Annotated in this window: 18 protein-coding genes; 1 reads left to right on the forward strand and 17 read right to left on the reverse strand. The window is 47.8% G+C overall.

Features of this window, described 5'->3' with window-relative positions:
* Positions 1-67 precede the first annotated feature (67 nt).
* The 5 genes from deoD to MHB85_RS16960 all read right to left on the reverse strand — a co-directional run bounded on the left by deoD (position 68) and on the right by MHB85_RS16960 (position 5,313).
* Positions 68-775, reverse strand: a complete 708-nt coding sequence (deoD, locus tag MHB85_RS16940; protein WP_149846707.1) for a purine-nucleoside phosphorylase — start codon at positions 773-775, stop codon at positions 68-70.
* Between the two features lie 95 nt (positions 776-870).
* Positions 871-2,049, reverse strand: a complete 1,179-nt coding sequence (gene deoB / locus MHB85_RS16945) for a phosphopentomutase (protein ID WP_192131194.1) — start codon at positions 2,047-2,049, stop codon at positions 871-873.
* Between the two features lie 31 nt (positions 2,050-2,080).
* Positions 2,081-3,268 carry a NupC/NupG family nucleoside CNT transporter gene (locus MHB85_RS16950; RefSeq protein WP_192131191.1) on the reverse strand — a complete coding sequence of 396 codons (1,188 nt, stop codon included), beginning with the start codon at positions 3,266-3,268 and terminating at the stop codon, positions 2,081-2,083.
* Between the two features lie 229 nt (positions 3,269-3,497).
* Positions 3,498-4,148 (reverse strand): deoxyribose-phosphate aldolase, encoded by a 651-nt coding sequence (gene deoC, locus MHB85_RS16955; RefSeq protein ID WP_192131950.1) that lies wholly within the window; start codon positions 4,146-4,148, stop codon positions 3,498-3,500.
* Positions 4,149-4,374: 226 nt separating this feature from the next.
* The gene (locus MHB85_RS16960) at positions 4,375-5,313 is read right to left on the reverse strand and encodes a sugar-binding transcriptional regulator (RefSeq protein WP_062836066.1); all 939 of its coding nucleotides are present in this window, start codon (positions 5,311-5,313) and stop codon (positions 4,375-4,377) included.
* Positions 5,314-5,549: 236 nt separating this feature from the next.
* Between MHB85_RS16960 and MHB85_RS16965 the strand changes: the two genes are divergently transcribed.
* Entirely contained in the window at positions 5,550-6,176 is a 627-nt protein-coding gene (locus tag MHB85_RS16965; protein WP_091019470.1) for an FMN-dependent NADH-azoreductase, read from the forward strand.
* A 280-nt stretch (positions 6,177-6,456) separates the two neighbouring features.
* Here the strand turns inward: MHB85_RS16965 and MHB85_RS16970 are convergent, their stop codons facing one another.
* The 12 genes from MHB85_RS16970 to MHB85_RS17025 form a co-directional block, all read right to left on the reverse strand.
* A complete protein-coding gene (locus MHB85_RS16970) occupies positions 6,457-6,807 on the reverse strand; it encodes a hypothetical protein (protein WP_036613800.1) in 351 nt (116 codons plus the stop codon).
* Positions 6,808-6,892: 85 nt separating this feature from the next.
* The gene (locus tag MHB85_RS16975) at positions 6,893-8,080 is read right to left on the reverse strand and encodes an MFS transporter (RefSeq protein ID WP_091019472.1); all 1,188 of its coding nucleotides are present in this window, start codon (positions 8,078-8,080) and stop codon (positions 6,893-6,895) included.
* Between the two features lie 82 nt (positions 8,081-8,162).
* Positions 8,163-9,380 carry a M24 family metallopeptidase gene (locus MHB85_RS16980; protein ID WP_192131190.1) on the reverse strand — a complete coding sequence of 406 codons (1,218 nt, stop codon included), beginning with the start codon at positions 9,378-9,380 and terminating at the stop codon, positions 8,163-8,165.
* Positions 9,373-10,218, reverse strand: coding sequence for an ABC transporter permease (locus tag MHB85_RS16985; protein ID WP_192131188.1), 846 nt, complete (start codon positions 10,216-10,218; stop codon positions 9,373-9,375). The genes MHB85_RS16980 and MHB85_RS16985 overlap by 8 nt, the downstream gene beginning before the upstream one ends.
* Entirely contained in the window at positions 10,211-11,128 is a 918-nt protein-coding gene (locus MHB85_RS16990) for an ABC transporter permease (protein ID WP_091019477.1), read from the reverse strand. Before MHB85_RS16990 ends, MHB85_RS16985 begins: the two co-directional genes overlap by 8 nt.
* Positions 11,125-12,255: an ABC transporter ATP-binding protein gene (locus MHB85_RS16995; RefSeq protein WP_091019478.1), complete on the reverse strand. Its 1,131-nt coding sequence runs from the start codon at positions 12,253-12,255 to the stop codon at positions 11,125-11,127. The genes MHB85_RS16990 and MHB85_RS16995 overlap by 4 nt, the downstream gene beginning before the upstream one ends.
* A 72-nt stretch (positions 12,256-12,327) precedes the next feature.
* Positions 12,328-13,464 carry an ABC transporter substrate-binding protein gene (locus tag MHB85_RS17000; protein ID WP_192131186.1) on the reverse strand — a complete coding sequence of 379 codons (1,137 nt, stop codon included), beginning with the start codon at positions 13,462-13,464 and terminating at the stop codon, positions 12,328-12,330.
* A gap of 76 nt (positions 13,465-13,540) precedes the next feature.
* Entirely contained in the window at positions 13,541-15,514 is a 1,974-nt protein-coding gene (locus MHB85_RS17005; protein WP_192131184.1) for a hydantoinase B/oxoprolinase family protein, read from the reverse strand.
* Positions 15,511-17,559: a hydantoinase/oxoprolinase family protein gene (locus MHB85_RS17010; protein WP_192131182.1), complete on the reverse strand. Its 2,049-nt coding sequence runs from the start codon at positions 17,557-17,559 to the stop codon at positions 15,511-15,513. The genes MHB85_RS17005 and MHB85_RS17010 overlap by 4 nt, the downstream gene beginning before the upstream one ends.
* A gap of 41 nt (positions 17,560-17,600) precedes the next feature.
* Complete coding sequence (locus MHB85_RS17015) at positions 17,601-18,329, reverse strand: FCD domain-containing protein (RefSeq protein WP_341073291.1); 729 nt, start codon at positions 18,327-18,329, stop codon at positions 17,601-17,603.
* Between the two features lie 284 nt (positions 18,330-18,613).
* Entirely contained in the window at positions 18,614-19,276 is a 663-nt protein-coding gene (locus MHB85_RS17020; RefSeq protein WP_341073292.1) for a class II aldolase/adducin family protein, read from the reverse strand.
* Between the two features lie 71 nt (positions 19,277-19,347).
* Positions 19,348-20,838: a rhamnulokinase gene (locus tag MHB85_RS17025; protein ID WP_341073294.1), complete on the reverse strand. Its 1,491-nt coding sequence runs from the start codon at positions 20,836-20,838 to the stop codon at positions 19,348-19,350.
* Positions 20,839-20,939: the final 101 nt, after the last annotated feature.

Raw genomic sequence — 20,939 nt, forward strand, 5'->3', positions numbered from 1 at the left:
TTCCGGGTCCTTCACTACGTGCTTAAAACAAAAGTTTCGATCCACATCAATTGATTATGAATAACAATTACAGTGTGATTGCTGTGTCCAAAGCAACGATCATCATGTCGTTGAACGTTTTTTGGCGCTCTTCGGCAGATGTTTCTTCGCCTGTCAGCAAGTGGTCGCTTACCGTCAGGATGGTCAGTGCGTTAACACCGAACTTGGCAGCGATGGTGTACAGTGCTGTTGTTTCCATCTCTACGCCGAGTACGCCGTGCTTCATCAATTTCTCAGTGATGGAACGATCATCGCGGTAGAAAGAATCGGAACTGAACACGTTACCGACATGAATCTTCATGCCTTTAGCTGTTGCACGGTCATATGCTTCTTTCAGCAGAGAAAACGTAGCGATTGGGGAGAAGTCATATCCACCAAATACATGTTTGTTCATGCTGGAATCGGTACATGCTGCTTGTGCAAGGATGACGTCACGTACACGTACATGCTCCTGCATACCGCCACAAGTTCCTACACGAATCAGGTTTTTTACGCCATATTCGCTGATCAATTCGTTAGCATAGATTGCAAAGGACGGAATGCCCATCCCTGAACCTTGCACCGAAATCCGGTGGCCTTGATATGTACCTGTGTAACCGAGCATTCCACGAACTTCGTTGTAACATACAACATCTTCAAGGTACGTATCTGCAATATATTTCGCACGCAGAGGATCTCCTGGCAATAGGATTGTTTCTGCGATATCTCCGGGTTTTGCTCCAATATGTGTACTCATGAATGAATCTCCTCCAGTTATATATTTAGTCTATTATGATGGCAGGAACCGGAGCAGCCTCAACTACTCCGACATCCCCTATCCAGTTTTAAAACCTATTTCAAATCTTTAAGGAAGCTGGTGCCGTATTCCGGCATTTTCACTCCAAAGTTCTCGGCTACAGTTGCGCCAAGGTCAGCAAATGTGCTGCGCAGAGCAAGCTGTTTGCCCTCGCTGAAGCGCGGAGAGTAGGCAAGCAGCGGTACATATTCACGTGTATGGTCTGTACCACGGTAAGTTGGATCGTTACCATGGTCAGCTGTAATCAGCAGCAGGTCATCGTTGGTCATTTTGGCAAAAATCTCTGGCAGCCTTGCATCATAGTCTTCAAGCGCCTGAGCATAACCTTGCGGATCACGACGGTGACCGTACAAGGCATCAAAATCAACCAGGTTCAGGAAGCTGAGTCCAGTGAACTCTTCATCCATCGTTTGGGACAACTTGTCCATGCCGTCCATGTTAGAGACGGTACGAACAGCTTTGGTCACACCTTCACCATCGTAGATGTCCGCGATTTTACCCAGGGCAATCACATCAAATCCGCCATCTTGCAGTTCATTCATCACCGTACGACCAAAAGGTTTAAGTGCATAGTCATGACGATTCGCAGTACGTTTCCAGTCACCGTTCTCACCTACGAATGGACGTGCAATAATGCGGCCGAGCATGTACGGATCTTCAAGTGTAATTTCACGGCAGAACTCACAGATCTCATACAGCTCTTTCAATGGTACAACATCCTCATGTGCTGCAATTTGCAGAACCGAATCCGCGGATGTATATACGATGAGCGCGCCAGTTTCAACATGCTCCGCACCCAGCTCATCCAGAATTTCCGTGCCGCTGGCCGGTTTGTTACCAATTACTTTGCGGCCCGTTTTCTCTTCAATACGCTGAATCAACTCATCGGGAAAACCATTCTCGAACACACGGAAAGGTGTATCAATGTAAAGACCCATCAGCTCCCAGTGACCTGTCATGGTGTCTTTGCCTCTAGATGCTTCCTGCATCTTGGTGTAATACGCTTTAGGTGTATCCGCTACAGGGACACCCTCAATTTCTTTGATGTTGGACAGTCCGAGACTGGCCATGTGAGGCATTTTCAGACCTCCGCGTTCACGTGCAATGTGACCGAAGGTATCTACATCAAAATCATCAAATTCTGCTGCATCCGGCGCTTCGCCGATCCCTACAGAATCCATAACAATCAGATGTACTCTTTTAAAAGTTGACATAACTTTAAGCACTCCTTCCAAATAATCCAGCTTACAAGAACAGTCCAGTAATAATCGCTGACAGCACGCTGACGAGCGATGCACCGTAAAGCAGCTTCAGACCGAAGCGGGCGACCACATTACCTTGCTTCTCATGGAGTCCCTTCACCGCACCTGCAATGATACCGATGGAGGAGAAGTTGGCGAACGACACGAGGAAGACGGATACGATACCCGTTGTTCTGGCAGACATTGCAGTCTCCTTCAGATTAAGCATAGCGACGAATTCGTTGGATACCATTTTGGTTGCCATAATACTTCCTGCCTGAATCGCTTCTTTCCATGGAACACCCATGATGAAGGCAAATGGTGCAAACACATAACCGAGTAGCTCTTGGAACGAAATGCCAAGCACCGAGCTGAAAACTCCGTTAACAAGTGCAATCAAGGCAACAAAACCGATTAACATCGCAGCTACGATGATAGCAACTTTGAATCCATCCAGGATGTACTCGCCGAGCATTTCGAAGAACGATTGTTTCTCTTCATCCTGCACTTCCAATATATCTTCTTCTTCCGTCACCCGATAAGGGTTAACGATCGAAGCAATGATAAAACCGCCAAACAGGTTCAGTACAAGAGCTGTAACCACATATTTGGGCTCGATCATGGTCATATAAGCACCAACAATGGACATCGAGACCGTGGACATCGCCGAGGCACACAAGGTGTACAGCCGATGTTTTGGCAACAACCCAATTTGTTTTTTCACAGAAATGAACACTTCAGATTGCCCCAATACAGCCGAAGCAACCGCGTTATATGATTCCAGTTTGCCCATTCCGTTGATTTTGCTTAATACCAGACCAATATATTTTATAACAAAAGGCAAGATTCGGATATACTGCAATATCCCAATGAGTGCCGAGATGACAACAATCGGCATCAATACGCTGAGGAAAAATGGCGCCCCCCCGCTCTCTGCACCTACGGTAGTTAAACCCCCAAATACAAATGCGATACCTTCATTCGCATAGTCGAGTAAACTTTTAAATACAGTCGCGAAACCGCCAATTAAAAAAGTACCCACTCCTGTATTCAACAGAGCATAAGCTAGTATAACTTGCAAAACAATCATGATAGCCAGTGGCCGGTAACGTATCTGTTTTTTGCCGTTGCTTGCGATATAAGCCAGTCCAAAAACAACGAGTAAGCCGATAATGGCAATTAGAAATTTCATTTGATCTCTCCTTTGAAGGTAGTTAAGCCGGATGTGGAAATTCAGCTCAAAGGGCTCTTAAGCATTCTTATCAGTAATCTTTCAGAAAACTTATGAAGCGCTTACAATAAGTTCCGTTAATTAAAATATAAGTGTAATTTGTATTCCCTGTACCTGAGTCAAACGTCCAAGTACAGAGAATATAATATTACTTTTAGTTATTAAGCCTTTTCTTGATAAGATCTTTTGCTTAATAAGACGATGAAGACTGTTCGCCCTGCATAATCTTCACGCCAGAGCTTGCACCGATCCGAGTCGCACCCGCTTCGATCATTTTTTGCATATCTTCCAGACTACGTACGCCACCGGAAGCTTTAACGCCAATATCAGGACCTACAGTACGACGCATCAAAGCGATATCTTCTGGCGTTGCTCCACCTGTGGAGAAACCTGTAGAAGTTTTAACAAAATCAGCTCCAGCTCGCACAGCTGCCTGACAAGCACGTACTTTCTCTTCATCCGTCAACAGACAAGTTTCAATAATAACTTTCACCAAAGCTTTACCCGCAGCCGCTTCAACAACAGCACGGATATCTTGTTCAACGAAATCATCTTTGCCATCTTTCAAAGCACTGATGTTGATGACCATATCGACTTCAGTTGCACCTTTAGCAATCGCATCTTTCGTTTCGAAAGCTTTTGTCTCCGATGTAGATGCTCCCAGAGGGAAACCAATAACGGTGCAGATATCTACGCCAGAACCCTGCAACTGCTCAGCAGCATAAGCAACCCAGCCTGGGTTAACACATACGGAAGCAAACTGATATTGCTTTGCTTCTTCGGTTAACTTGGCCATTTCACTTTGCGTTGCGTCCGCACGAAGCAACGTATGGTCGATCATTTTAGCTAATTGTGGTGTAGTCAATTGAATCTCTCCCTTATCTGAACTAGTTATTTTCTATACCCTTACACTAACATGAACATATGTAAAAATCAACTTGAACTTTTGTTCACAGTTACACTTGTATTTCTTTCTTCGTTATATTTTCTTCCTAAAAAAGCAAAACATCCGCCCCTTTTGTGTGGCAGATGTTGTCAACCATATCCAATTGAAATTAAATTTGAAATTAAAATCGAAGTAATGCCTGCGCTGTGTACTGGTCCGTGACCAGAATATTTGCGTAATGACCTTTGAGCGCGGCGTGAATGGCTTCAATTTTGCGTTGTCCCCCGGCAACAAGAATTGATTTTTCCTTATTTCTCAACTCGGCTAGATCAATTCCAACGGTTCTGCTGTTAATCTCTTCACTAATCAACTGACCTTCCGCGTCGAAAAAGCGTGAACAAATGTCACCTGCACCGGAGTTCATCAGCAATTGTTGCTCTTCTTCATTGAAGTAACCGAGCCTGAACAATAATGCATCTTCTTTCACAGTACCCACAGTAAACAAAGCAATGTTGGCCTGTCTGCCAAGTTCCACGATTCTACCTATATGCCGATCCGCTTCCACCATGTTTTTCACTTCAATGTTGTCGAAAATAACAGGCAGCGGCAGATACCTTGGTACCGTATGGAATGCCTCAGCGAACAAATGAACAATCTCAGCGGCATACGTATTGACATGGGAGTGGCTTACGCCCCCCTTCAATTGCACGACTTCGACACCCTTGACCTGCTTGGGACGAAGTTGGCGTGCTACAGCATGCATGGTTGTTCCCCAAGTCACCCCGATAATATCTGCATCCTGAACCGTCTCTTGAAGATAATCCGCTGCTCGTTTGCTGATATGCTTCTGTATTTCCTCATCACTCTTCAACGGGGCAAAACACACAAGTGCCGTATCCAGATCATATTTTGACTTAAGTTCTCCGGCAATGATGTCGATATCCTCCAGCGGGTCCATAATTTCAATCCGGACATATCCACGATCTTTGGCGTACTGAAGTAACCTTGATACGGTTGGACGCGACACACCCAACCTTGCGGCAATATCCTGCTGGCTATAATCGGACTGATAATACAATTTCGCTGCTTCAATGCTTAATCGTTGCTTCTCCAGGTCCATTCCCATGTGCGCTCATCTCACTCATCCTATTGTCTTTGGAAAATAAATACTCGTCCTGTATATTATACATGGATTGAGTATCTGGTCACTACATAGCATCCAATTCAGTATCATGATCAATCCATTCATATCCCTTTCTGACGTATAAAACAGGGGAAACGATGCATACTACTGCGGTCGCTTCATCATTGCCAAGATCGCTTCACCCCATTAATCGCACAGAGAGGAAGAACAACATGTCTACCTTATTGTATATTACTGCCCATCCTCATGATCACGAAACCTCCTTCAGCATGGCTACAGGCAAAGCGTTTATTGATGCGTATCGTGAAAGTCACCCTTCTGATGAGGTTGTTCACCTCGATCTGTATCGTTCGGATATTCCGCATATCGATGCGGATGTCTTTAGTGGTTGGGGCAAACTGCAATCGGGCAGTGATCTGACTGCTGAAGAGCAGACCAAAGTAAGTCGTTTGAATGAACTGTCGGATCAATTTGCCGCAGCAGATAAATATGTTTTTGTAACACCGATGTGGAACTTCTCGTTCCCTCCTATTCTGAAGGCTTATGTGGACTCGATCTGCGTAGCTGGCAAAACATTTCGTTATACCGAACAAGGTCCTGTTGGACTGTTGTCTGACAAAAAAGCGTTGCATATTCAGGCTCGCGGTGGTATTTATTCCGAAGGCCCAGCGGCTCAGATGGAATCCGGTCATCGTTACTTAAGCATTATCATGTCATTCCTCGGTGTGCCGAAGCTTGATGGCATTTTTGTAGAGGGGCATAATCAGTATAAAGATCGTGCAGATGAGATTAAGCAACAAGCTATAGAGCAAGCACGCACTGTCGCAAAACAGTTTTAAAAAGGTAGTTCAAAAAGTCCGCTTTTGATTACGAATTATGCCTAGGGCATCATCAGCATCGAATATGGGATTCACCCGAAATATCCGTTGCTCACGTAGCACCCTACGCTCCGCTACTCCATTTCTAGCTTCATCCCATCTTCTCGGTACTGAAAACCGACCTTTTTGAACACTCACTTAAAGTGTAGTAAAACAATCAAAACATAAACAAAACCCGCGTGCGTCCCGGAGATATTCCCAGGAAAACACGCGGGTTTTCAATGTATAATCAACCTAGAGCTTATTGATGTCCAGCGCTGGCACGGCTCATGGTTTCAAGTTTACGTGTGATCGCATGACGGTCTACTTTCAATCCCCAGATCATTTCAATAATCTGCTCTTTCTCCTCAGGACTGTCGGCATGCTTCAGTTGCATTAACAGATCATGCATTTGTTCATTAATGCCTTCAAATTGAATCCATAAATCCTGTCTTACCTCTTTGGAATCCAGATGATGATTGGCATCGACTTCTTCCTTCAATGCTTGCAGAATAGCATCTTTCCATTCGTCATCACCCAGCTGTTTCGCAATGTTCAGGAGATCCAGATAATCGTCAACAAGAAGTGAGTTCAATTCAGCATGTGTTTTCATCGTTTATTGCATCCCCTTTTCGTCCATTTACCAAGTATTATACTCGGTATTTCAGGATATGCAATAGCTGTCGTAAAAAGTTGCTTTATGTAACCTGTCCCTTTAACCTGTGAACAAGCAAATTACACAAGACAAAACCGATCAAAACATACACACCAATCAAACCCACAATGCCTATCCATCCAAGATGACTGTAAAGCAGTCCGCCTCCTGTTCCACTTACGCTGGAACCAAGGTAGTAGAAAAACAAATACAACGCATTAGCCTGGGATTTGTGCTGATTGGCCACGAGTCCAACCCAACTGCTTGCGATCGAATGGCCGCCAAAGAAACCAAAGGCAAACAGAGCGAGTCCGATAATCTTGACCCAAAGCGCTGGATGAACGGTACAGACTGCACCCGCCAGAATAATGCCCAGCGCAATTCCAAGCACATGTGATCTGCCGTAACGATCTGCCAGTCGGCCCATCCAGGTGCTGCTTACCGTGCCCATCAGATATACCACAAAAAGACTTCCAACGATAGACTGGCTAAGATGATAGGGTTCACCCGTTAATTCAAAACCGATATAGTTGAACAGGGTCACGAATCCCCCCATCAGGAGAAAACCGAGTCCATACAGGCATAACAGCCTTGGATTGCCACATTGTGACCACAAAAGAGGTATTGGATTTTTGAATCCAGGTGCAGCTTTGACAAAATGACGGGATGGCGGAATGACAAACCAAAAAATAACGGCTGCACACAGTCCAAGAATACCAATGAAACCCACAGCAGCGCGCCAACTGAACCAATCTGTCACCACACCGCTGATGAAACGGCCGGCCATGCCACCTATTGAATTGCCGCTGATATATAGGCCCATAGCATAACCAAGACTTCTAGGCTCAATTTCTTCTGACAGATATGTCATGGCTATCGCTGGCAACCCCGCGAGTGCCACACCCTGGAGAATACGAAGCAGAAGAAGCTCCGTATAACCCGGGCTGAATGCGCTCAGCAAAGCAATAACAGAAGATATCACCAGTGCCGTTGTCATAATAAAGCGTCGGCCCACAGAATCAGACAAGGACCCGATGAACAGCATCGTCAGTGCCATGGCGATCGTTGTAACCGATAACGTAAGACTGGCGTGTGCCGGCGTAATGGAGAATGCGTCGCTAATCTCAGGCATCAGGGGCTGGAGGCTGTAGAGCAAAGCAAAAGTGACAAAACCTCCAGCGAACAGTGCAAGGCTAATGTTACGAAACGTCTTCGTTCCCTGCTGAATCATGGATGTTCCAACTTTCTCAGTAAGAAAGCTTCTTGGATCGACTGTGGCCTGATCGCCGGTCAGTGAAGCCTCCCATTTATCGTTATTTGGTGAACAGTTTCCGCTCCATATGGGTCAGAAACTCATAACCATCTGGCGTTACGACTATTGTATCCTCGATTTGGAATCCACCAGCACCTAGCTCGTAATATGGTACCTCAACACATAACACCATACCGGGCTCCAGTATCCGCTGGTCAACCGGGGAGAGGGTTATATCGTCGTACAGTTCCAACCCGATAGCATGTCCGACATGCTGACGTCGGTAATGTGGAATCCCTTCACGCTGTACGCGAGATACTGCCGCATGGAATACTTCCGACGCCTTGACGCCAGGGCGCACGGTTTCAAGTGCCGTCTCCCATCCACTTTTGACTGCATCAAAATGCTTTTTCATCCAGGCGGTAGGCTCCCCTGCAACAACCGTGCGGCCCGTATCTCCCCAGTATCCTTCCAGCTGTAGGCAGAGGTCGAAACGGACCTGATCTCCAACCTCAATCGTATGAAAATAATTTTCGATGAGTGGCAACGCACTGCGTGGCCCTGCCCCTACCGCTGTCATTGCCGGAGTTCCACCTGCTCGCATCACAGCCAGACGATAATGATCAGCAAGTTGCTTCTCATGAACACCTGCGGCAATCAGGTCAATGAGTTCCTGCTCAATCCGTTCATTTAATTGGGCAGCCTGACGCAGTTGCTCGATTTCAAAAGGTGTCTTGACCAGACGGATTTCTCGGAACAACTTATATGCGGGAATTACCGGTCTGTCAGGAGCCTCCTCCTTGATTCTCGTCAGAATATCGGGAGCAATCCGCATCTCATCGATTCCAATCGGCTGATCTTCGATCTCAAGCTGATTTAATGCAGATTTGAGTGCTTCAACAGGACCTGGATGAATAACCGTCGTCTGCAGGAGAGAATGAAAGAGATCAATGTCGTCAGTGGAAGGTTTGCCTTCGATCGAACCTTCTACGAAGAAATCACTATAGGCAAATATATCCACCCCCGTGATACCAAACTGGGCTACAACGCCCAACCGATTCGTTGGAATGATGATACACGGCTTAGCAGATCTGTCGGCAGGCAGAACCGCATAAATCTGCATGGTCCAGTTGCTTGCACGCAGTTGGGACCCGATGACATAGTGTATGTTCTCCGGAGTAGTTGCGATCAGGGCACTTAGTCCCTGCGCTTTCATCACTTCTTCCGCCCGATCCCGATTCAGACCTGAGCTATGGGATAGATGCTGTGAATTATTCATTTTGATCCAGACCTCCTTTTGTTTTCCTGCGACCAAACAAACTTTCAAGTCCTGGTACAGAGCGCAGCACTAGTTTAATCGTCATAAACAGAGCCAGCGCAAACCCGATCAGAACGACAGACACAACAGCAATTGTTGGGTCCTGCCATTTCTCCATATACAGGAATAGCTGTATTGGCAACGTGTAGCTATCCTGACGGAGCAACAGCAGTGCAGCCTCAACCTGATCGAAAGTGAAGACAAAAGCGATTGACCCTGACAGAAGCAGGGATAGTCGGAGCTGTGGCAGCGTAATTGTGAAAAAAATGCGCATCGGCCCTGCGCCAAGGTCCGCGGCAGCTTCACGATGAGCCGGGTGCAGATTAGCTAACGCACTGCCCACAATAGTGAGCACAAATGGAAGCACAATGACCGCTTCACCCAAAATAAGCGCAAACAGTCCGCCGGCAATATGCATTTTTGAGAATAAAATCAGGTAGGCGATACCCAGTGTAATCTTTGGCATAACCATCGGAGACACAAAAAATGCCCTTAAGATACCCGAGCCCGGGAAAGGGTATTGCACGATTGCTAGCGCTGAAAGTGTACCTGTAATCAAAGCCAGCAGAACCGCCCCTGTCGAAGCAATGAGACTGTTCTTGAATGCATCGAGAAACTGGGTCTGCTCACTTAGATTGGCGTACCATTTCAAGGTGAGACCTTCTGGCGGAAATTTGCTGGCTGAACCTGAGCCTACAGATGTCAACATAATCATCAGCAGTGGCAACAGCAAATAAATCGCTACGGCACCCACAAAGATATAGAGCATCAGCTTGGTGCCCCTGTTCGACTTAACCATATGCCTGACCTCCCTTACGGGAACGACGGAACATCAACATTTCTGCTCCTTTATTCACAAGTAACGAGACAACAATGGAAGACACAAGTAAGAACAGGCTAGCAACCGCAGCCATCGGCCAGTTCGTGTCCAAGGTTCGCTGGTATATAAACACCGGAAGTGTCATGACTCTTCCCCCACCGATCAGTTGAGGTGTGGTGAACGCGGTGAGGCATAACGTGAACACAATCTGTACCCCGCTTGCTATACCTCTTGCCGATAAAGGCAGGGTAATGGTCAGGAATGTTCTCCAGCTGCCCGCCCCCAGATCCTGAGCAGCTGCCTTTAGAGAAGCGTCACTTTGGGACAACACATTCAGAATCGGGAAGACCATAAATGGCAGGAAAATATGGACAAGGGCCACGACAACACCTGTCTCGTTATATATCATGCTGAATCCTTCCTCGGTTAGCCCTAGACGGATGAACAGCCAGTTCATGAAACCCTGTTTGGACAGCAACAGCTGCCATCCATAAGAACGTACAACCGCACTGACCAGTAGCGGTAGGAACGTGAGCAGCAGCAACATTTGCTTCATGCCAGGCTTCTTTAGACCGGCTATGCAATAGGCCAGCGGATATGCAAGCAGAAGACTCCATAGCGTAACCTTGAAGGCAATGCGAAACGTTGTCCCAATCAGCTTCCAGTAATAAGGGTCGGACAGAAAAGCACGATAAGCGCCTAAATCCCAGCCCCGAATAAGCTTTCCATTCTCATACATATCAAAGCTATATCTGCCAAAGATCAGCAATCCGCCCAGATAAACGATGCCCATCAGAGCAAGCGCAGGCAACAGAAGCAGCAACCGGGTTACCCATGTGCGGTTTCCAAAGGAATACAGATTCACGATCTGTTCCGCGATCCGGTTCATATTCTTGCCCCCTGTACACGGTCATCAATGGGTTCGGACAACAAGAGTGCGTCCTCTGGGTAAAAGCCAATTAGTATTGGCTCACCTGGACTATAACGTGAAGCTCCCCGCTGATGCAGCACACTGGCCTGAACTAGAAAACCTTCAGCAATCTGCACACTGTATCGAATATTTGCTCCGCCATAGACCGCTTCAATCACGTGTCCATCCAGCTTGTTTAGGCAATGAGTTGCATCTTCTCCAAGTCGAATATACTCATTGCGGATCGATAAGGAATGTCGTGCTCCCACTTTCGGTACGGCATTGCCATCACTGACTTTCACCAGCAATGAATTGCCAAAACATTCTACCCGAATTCCATTGATATCATCTCCTAACACTTTCGTCTCAAAGAGGTTGGTGTCTCCAATGAACTTGGCTACGAAACTATCGGCCGGTCTTTCATAGATTTCATCAGGGGTTGCGTATTGCAGCAGCTTTCCGGCGCGCATGACGCCAATTCGGTCAGACATGTTCATGGCTTCGCTCTGATCATGCGTTACAAAGATAAACGTTCCGCCGAACTCACGCTGGATGCGTTTCAGTTCACGCTGCATATCTAGACGCAGCTGCATGTCCAATGCCGAGAGAGGTTCATCAAGTAGCAGCACTTCGGGCCTGTTGATCAGTGCGCGAGCAATGGCGACGCGTTGGGCCTGCCCCCCGGACAGCTCGGATACAGCACGCCTGCCATAGTCTCCGAGTTGGACCAGATCAAGTATTTCACCTACCTGCCGTTGGATATCGGCTTTTGGTAGCTTCTTCACCTTTAGTCCATAGGCAATGTTGTTGAATACATCCATATGAGGGAACAACGCAAGCTGCTGAAAAATCATATTGCTATTACGTCCATAAGCCGGAATGCCGGTAACATCCCGACCTCCCAGCATAATGTTGCCCTGATCCGGTTGCTCAAGTCCGCCAAGCATTCGAAGCAATGTGGTTTTGCCACAGCCACTCGGACCAAGCAAGGAAACGAATTCTCCCTTTTTCACTTGGAATGTTACTTGATCAACGGCCGCTCGCTCACCATAACTCTTCGTGACTTCCCTTGTTTCAATGGATATGGTCTCTTGTCCGCTGCTCATCTCTGATTCCCTCCCATCGATTCCGGGTTCAGAACAGAACCCGGAATCGTTTTGTGCCTGGCAACAATCCTTTTATTGAAGCTTTGTTTTCACGAGTCGGTCCCATAGTTCCTTCCAGGAAGAGCTGTTCTGTGCAAGCACATCCCAGTCTGGATTAATGCCGTTACTTTGCGTTTCGACGGAGAAGGAAGGATCATCCTTGTACTTGTCCGGAACTGCAGCTGTCGTACTGGTTACCGGCGTACCCGTTGCTTCCGCGTATTGTGACAGCGCCTCTGCGCTCAACAATTCGTTAATGATTTCGTTTGCAACACGTGCCTGCTCAGGTGTTGAGCCTTTCACTACCTGAAATGTGTACGGGAAGGAGATGGCACCTTCGCTCGGATATGCTACGGCCAGTGGAGAACCGCCATCAATCCATGTCTGTGCAACCTGTGCACTGAATGGGGCAATGAGCGCATCACCTGACTCCAGCAGTGCCTTCAGCTGATCATTGGATGAAACCAATGTGCCAATCTGGTCACTGCGATCTGCCCAGAACTGGAAGGCTGGCTCGGGATTTTCATAGGATGCGCCAATTTCTTGACCTTTGGTAGCAATAAGCGGGGAGATATAGGAATAGAACATGTAGTCCCAGAGCGCAGTTTTTCCTTTGAACTCCTCGTTATCCCATAGATCGTTCCAGCTGGTAGGCGGCGTTTTTACCAGGTCTTTGTTATATACCAGGGCGAAGCTCGAAACGCCCCAGACCACACCTTTATTGTCTGGCTTGTGGAAGGACTCCGGGATATCCTTGATATTGGTTACGATGCTTGTATCTAATGGCTCCCACATGTCATCGTTCAAACCTTTAGCCGTCGCATCTGCATTGAAATAACCGAAGTTGACGACCGGATTGTTGGCATTAGCCTGCTTGCCTGCCACCATCTTTGGATACATTACCGAATTGGAGGACTCCTCAAAAGTGACTTCAACGTTGGGATGTTCTTTCACATACTCGGCAACCACTTCTTTAGGAACAACATCCTGATTGGAACCGGCCCAGATAAACATCGTCAGCTTAACTTTGTCTGCGACTACTCCTGAAGAATCACTCTCTCCGGCAGTATTACTTGAGTTACCGGCTCCACCACAAGCGGAAAGCACCAATGTACCGGCCAGTGTCAGTGAGGCGAGGCTGAGAAAGCGTTTTTTGTTTGATTTAAACATGCAATTTCCCCCATCCATGTAGTTGGTTTTACGGTTTTATCGATAAGACGGAACTAGATATCCTCCATACACTTGATCAATTCAACCCTATTTGCTGGCGTATCCCTTCCATAATGTCTGAGATCTCCCGTGGATCTACAGTTAGGGATTCCTTACGTTTCTCCTCTACAATGCCCATGGTCTGACGTTTCAGGTAGTCTCTCAGTGCAAGCGGAGCATTCAGCAATGCCTGATTCAGCGTTACCTGCATCTCATCGCTCCATATGTCTTCAAATTGTTCCCGCGCCTTGCCATAGGCGAACTCCTCTTGCTGACGTGCTCGCTTGGCTCGCATTTGTTCGGTATCGCTCTCGTTTAGCTCCAGGCCGTCAATCACAACACCGTATAACTCAAGAGCTTTATCCGTGGATACCAGCCCTCTTCTTACATCTTCCAGAACCAGACGAGAATCACGTTCATACGGATCGCCATATCCGCCTCCGCCTTGTGAAAGGAACGTAACCGTTTCTCCAGGCTGAAGTAACAGCTCATCAATTCTTCCCAGATGATGCTCACTTGCACGCCCAGCATTTAAAATCGCTTCTCCATGTGAACCTACGCCGCCACCGAGCCTGCCCCACGGCTGAAACTCCATACGCTCCATGTTTCTGGCCGTCATCACAGTATCCGGTGTTAGAATTCTGACACACAGGTCAATCCCGCTTCCACCCCGGAAGGTTCCTGCACCTGCCGAGTCGGCACGAAGACCATAATGCTCGATTAACACAGGCATCTCGGATTCAACCGTTTCCGCAGGAATATTCCGTAGATGACCGACCGCAAAATCCATGCCGTCAATCCCGTCTTTCATCGGCCTAGCTCCCGAACCTCCGCAGATCGGCTGAATTACGCCCACCTTTTTCTTGCCATCGGATGCATCTGTCATCGCCATCATGACAATGCAGGCTTGTCCAGCTCCTGCCGCGGGGACCATATTGCCCTGAGCTTTGCCCAGGGCTCCCGTGATTACGTCCATCAGCCGAATAAAGGTCGCGGCACGTGCCCCAACAGCTGCCATCGGCTCAGGGTTGAGTACAGAAGCAGGCGGTGCGTTATTTCGCACCATGCGAATCATGCCCGAATTCCACGGAATGTTCGGATCGAGTGTACGGAAATAACGAATGAGTGCGGGTACCAGCATGTAATGTCCCTGTTGATTGTGGGTAGGAATATTGAATGAAGCCCTGACCTGAGGATCGGTGCCGCTAAAGTCCAGATGAATGTCACTGCCCGCGATCGTCATTTTGCATCGCAACCGGATGGGATATCCTCCGGGCCCCTTCTCCAGGTAGTCCCAGAAGTCATAGGAACCATCCGGAATATCCTGCACGATGGCACGGGCCTTCAGCTCGGCGTACTTCAACAAATGTTCGATACCCTGCTGAATTTTTTCCACGCCATAACGTGCAATAAGTTCCTGAAGCCGCTGCTCTCCCCGATTTAAGGCAGCCATAAGCGCTTTGAGATCACCAAGATTTTGTTCCGGAATTCGGCTGTTGTCCAGAAACATGCGCAGGATCTGCTCGTTCAGAACACCAGCTTCATATAGCTTGACTGGTGCAATCCGAATGCCTTCCATATGAATATCGTAGGCGCTGGGAGATACACTCCCCGGTACCTTGCCACCCACGTCAGAAGAATGAACAAAGCACATGCCATATGCAATAATTCGCCCTTCGTGAAAATAAGGCTTGATGAGATGAATGTCTGGAAGGTGTGTGACCATGCCTTTGGTGGAATAAGGATCATTACATATGACGAGATCCCCTTCCTTCCAGTCTTCTATACTGTTAATGGTCGCAGCAGCAGGAATGCCCAGGGACAGATTGTAGCCTGTCTCCAGCGGCGAGCCGAACGTTTCTCCGGATGGAGATAAGAGGTAGGTTCCAAAATCGCCCGTTTCTTTGACAAAAGCGGTGAATCCTGTGCGCAGAACGACATTCGCCATTTCTTCCACGGCGGCTTGAATCCGGTTGTTAAAAATCTCAAGAAAGACCTTGTCACCGATCATGCTTCCACCTCCCCAATCACGTTCCCGTGGGCATCCTGGTATACCTTAAATCCAGGCGGGATAAAGATCGTTGTATCATATTCCTCCACAATAATAGGCCCGGGAATGGGAGCATCCACCATTGGAATCTGTCTCCTTTTAAGTACCTTAGCTGTCTGCTGTACATGGTCAAAGGTAATGATCCGTTCTTCCGCCTCACTCTCATCGAATGGCAAATTTACTGGAACTACCGTGTTATGAGTAGGCAAAACACCAACAATGGTCGCTCGGAGACTTACAAACATAACCTCTTCCTCTGGCTGACTAATGCCAAACACGTTTTGGTAAGATGAATGGAATTTCATTCCTGCCTTTTTAGGGTCTTCAATTTCTTCCAATGTCAGCGTGACCTCAAGATCAAATGCTTGTCCTTCATAGCGCATATCCGCACTGTATAGGCAATAGATATTGTCCAGCTTGACACCCCCTCGCGCTTCCTCATCGACCCAGCTACGTCCCTGGTTTTCCAGTTCAGCGAAAAGAGAACCTAATTCGCCAGACACCAAAGTCTGGGTGCTTTTATGTAACGTATAAACGAAATCATTGCGAAGATTGGCAACCGTGCAGCCCATGGCACACAGCGTTCCCGGAGATGGCGGGATCAGCACTCTGCCAATGCCTACCTCACGTGCCATCAGAAAAGCATGCATCGGGCCAGCTCCACCATATGCGAGCAACGTAAAATCGCGGGGATCAACACCCTTGCGAGCCATTAGGGGAGAAAACTGGGCATACATATTGGCGGTTGCCACATCGAGAATGGCTTGTGCGGTATGTTCAGCATTCAGTCCAAGCTTCTCTCCCAGATTGGATAGAGCACGCTCTGCAAGTTCGGGATACAGACGCATTTGTCCACCAAGGAAACGATCAGCATGCAAGATACCGAGCTGTAGATAGGCATCTGTGGTTGTCGGCTCTTCTCCCCCGCGCTGATAGCAGGCCGGACCCGGGTTGGCTCCTGCGCTACGTGGTCCAACCTTGAGTACGCCTACGGAATCAAGCCAGGCAATTGAACCACCACCTGCTCCTATAGCCGTTACATCAACAGCAGGAATAATGACAGGAAAATCACCAACCTTGTTCTCGGATGAATAGGTTGGTTCTTTGTCAATGAGAGCAACGTCAACGCTTGTCCCGCCCATGTCAAATGTGATGACCTGATGAATCCCAGCTCGTTCAGCGATATGGGTCGCGGCGATTACGCCGGAAGCTGGCCCGGATAGAAGCGTGCGTACCGGCTCATTAGCCGCTCTGGCAGCTGTCATGATTCCACCGTTGGACATGGTGGACAGCAAGTTGGCTTTGAGGCCATATGCCTGAATCCCTTTTTGCAGACGCAGGAAGTAAGACCCCATCCGTTCACCTACATAAGCGTTCATCGCCGTTGCGAGTGTTCGTTCGAACTCACGCTGTTGTGGCCAGATGGCGCTGCTTCGGCTGAGAAACAGTTGCGGATAACGTTCCCTGATCAGATCTTCCGCAAGCTGCTCATGAGCAGGATTCACATAAGCATGTAAAAAACTGATGGCCAAAGCTGTAACGCCATCCTCCACCAGCTCATGCACCGCTTGCAACAGCTGTTCTTGATTCAGTGGCTGGAGTATCCTCCCACTCGCAATCACACGTTCATCAACTTCCTTAACGCGATGTCTCGGTACTAAAGGATCTGTCTTGTCACCGTACAGATTGGTTGTATCCTCAAGTCGCAACCGCCGGATTTCAAGAATATCGCGGAATCCTTTAGTGACCAACAGGCCTGTAACGGCACCATTTCGTTCGATTAACGTGTTGACGCCAAGTGTTGTTCCATGCACAAATAGATCAATCTCACGAATGTTCACGCCATTCGCCTTGAGTTGATCAAGTACGTTGAAAATCGCCTGTTCTGGAGCTGCTGCAATCGATGGCGTCTTCAGCGCCGCAATCACCCTGTTCTGATGGTCCATCACCAGTGCATCCGTGAAAGTACCTCCGATATCTATACCTAAACGATAGAGTGTGTCCACAACCTCAACTCCTTTAACACCGGTTTTCGTTCAAAGGTGTTTTATTGGTTTTGCATGGCGAAATAACGTTTGACATCATTAATCATTTGGTTAATATGGTTCACCATCGCCGCTTCAGCCTGCTCTGGAGAGCCGGCTACAATAGCATCCAGAATCTGCTGATGGTCCACAACTAATTCACTTCCTACTCTCCTGCGAATATATGCTGTCTCCAGAAAATCACGGCTTGTCTCCCATACCAGTTCAACCGCGTGCAGAAGAATTTGGTTTTGCGCAGCATAAGCCAGCAATCTGTGAAACTCCCGGTCCTGTTCGTATGGTATAATATTCTTGGAAAGCAATTCATGCTGGTTCACAATCGATGCTTGCAACAGTAATATGTATTCTTTCGATGCACGCTGTGCTGCCAGAGAAGCAATCTCCCGCTCAAGTGCCCTTCTGGCAACGAGAACATCCACTAGGGCCTTTTCCCCGGAATGATTCAGCATCTGAATTAACTGTGAATTCACGCTTTTTTGCTGCAACTCTCTTTCTAATATCTTTATTCGATCCAGACCCTGTTCGGTCAAAGTCCTTCCCTTGCGGCCTTCCAGAACTGTAAAACCTTCAACATCCATCTCCATAAGTCTTCTTCCGATGGTTGCCTGACTCAGACCATACGTTTTGCCCAAAGTATGAACCAACGTACTGGCCCCGATGGGAGCGCTGGCGTCTCGAAGCTGCTTCAGCAGTTCGTATTCCAGCTCCATTTCGTTTAGCTCAGGACCCACTGCATTCACCCCCCTCTTAAATACTTAATTGTTATTTATTGTGCTTTTAGTTGTTACTCATTGATGATTAACGATAGTATAACTTCAAGCCATCTCAGTTTCAACAAATCTCATCAAATTAGTACGAATTATTCACTTCCGCTTTAATATTACGTTTTCTAATTCGACATTAAAAAAGAGCATTTCACATCCTTTATTCCAACGTTTAGCCGGAGGATGCAAACTGCCCTTAAGGTAGTAATATTTTGAACCATGAACACACTCACAAATGAACAAATAAGGTCTCAGGACTTGAGTTGTTGCAATAACTGCACACGGTAGGCTTCACTTTCAAGCGATTGAATTTCCTTATATTCTTCGGCAGTAAGCACTTTGGGTTCCCCGGCTGCTTTTGCGATCATATATACCTTCGCGCTTTCTTCCACTACCTGGGTGCGATAATAGGCTTCGCGGAGGTTTTTACCCGTTGTGACCAATCCGTGATTGACGAGAATGAGTGCCGTATGTTCTTCTACCTTTGCTGAGACTGCATCGGCAAGTAGTTTCGTCGTTGGCAGAACATATGGAACGAACCCGATATCGCCCACCAAAGCCGACTGATCAGGGAACAAGTGTGGCAATTCATCGAAAACAAGACTAAGTGCAATCGTATAGGCCGGATGCGTATGCACAATGGCTTGGATATCAGGATTCACATGATAACTGTACAGATGCATCAAAACTTCGGAAGAAGGGCGTGTTGTTCCCGCACGAGTCTCTCCTGTCTCGATATCAATGGCGATCCATTCGTCAGGCTCCAGATCCTCAAGTGCATAACCACTCGGAGACAACAACATCGTTCCCCCAGAGCGAGCGCTCAGATTCCCACCGGGTCCTACCACCAACCCTTGGGCAACTGCTCTGCGGGCATATTTCGTCAACTCTTCCCTTATTTGCTGTTCAGACATGTTCCTCACCACTCCTCGAACTTTTCTTTTTTAGCATTTTACGTCTATGCTCATTGTATTAAATCTGTTCATTACCTTTTGATTTGATTCAGACTTTGGTAGTTTTCATAAGCTTCCTGCCACAGCTCTGTATCCTCAGGCTCATAGGTCTCGGGGGAAAAGGAAGCAGCCATGACCTCCCGTACCTCGGCCAAGCTACTCACTTCTCCATGCGCAAGGAATTGCAGCATGCAATTCCCGGCTGAAGTCGCTTCTGCCGGGCCTGCCACCACCGGGACACCGGCTGCATTGGCTGTAAACTGGCATAATAGTCGATTGTGTACACCACCACCAACCATATGAATGACACGAGGTCTTGTACCTGTAATCAACTGCAGTTCATCCAGCGTCTGTCTGAATTCCAGTGCAAGACTTTCCAGAATGCAGCGTACAATCGCTCCAGTCGTTTCGGGCACTGTCTGTCCGGTGAGACTGCATTGTTGCCGTATTCGTTCAGCCATATTCCCTGGCGCCAAATACACGCCATCTCCCGGCGATACATAACTTTGATGCGGCGTTGCCAAGGCAGCCAATTGAATCAGTTCTTCATGTGTAAAAAGTTGATTCTCCCGCTCCCATTGCCGTTTGCATTCCTGTAGCAGCCACAAGCCTGAACGATTTTTCAGGGTGCGTACTTTTCCACTTACCGTCCCTTCATTCGTGAATCCCCGTGCACGACTTCGATCATCCAATACAGGTGTATCACGCTCCACCCCCATCAGAGACCAGGTGCCACAGCTGATAAAAGCGAAATCCGAATCATTCGCAGGGATTGCTGCCAGGGCAGATGCCGTATCATGTGAGCCTACAGAGACTACCTGCATCGGTCCAGTCCGTAACTCGGCGCACAACTCATTTGTTAAATCGCCCAGCACGGTACCCGGTTGAACGAGTTTTGGAAATAATGTTTCCGGTATACCGAGACGCCCGATCAGATGTTCATTCCAACGCGCCTCACCTGCATGCAACAGCCCACTGGTACTTGCAATCGTATACTCACAAGCCTGCTGACCGGATAGATAATAGTGAAACAAATCCGGCATAAATAACATGAGTACATCCGGACGCAAACCTTCGACATGCTCTCGCACACTGCCTAGCAATTGGAATACCGTATTGATTTGCTGCGGCAGAACGCCGGACATGGCGTACAGTTCTTCTTCTTTCACAAGGTGCAGAACTTCTTCCATCCACTGCGCATTGCGTGCCTCCCGATAGTGACGTGGATTCGAGCATAATCTTCCCGCCCCATCTACCAGTCCATAGTCCACTCCCCACGTATCCACAGCTATAGAACGGACCGTTGGAGAGATGCCTTGCGTCCCTTTCACAATGCCTTGTTTTAATTCATGAAAAAGTCGCAAGAAATCCCAATACAATCCATCGCCCAGCTGCACGGGTTCGTTGTTGAATCGATGCACTTCTTGTAACGAGAGTCTGCTTCCATCAAAAGAACCCCGGACTACACGTCCACTCCCAGCGCCGTAATCGGCAGCAAGCACATGTGTTGCTTGATCGCCCAATCTCCCAAGCCTCCTTAACGCTATGCGATAAGCCATATTCGAGTTCTGAACACAGCTTTCAAGAGAACGCCATGTTACCTTCATTTCATAAGGAACATGGC

It is taken from the genome of Paenibacillus sp. FSL K6-4396, assembly GCF_038002525.1.
GTDB classification, from domain to species: Bacteria; Bacillota; Bacilli; order Paenibacillales; family Paenibacillaceae; genus Paenibacillus; species Paenibacillus amylolyticus_B.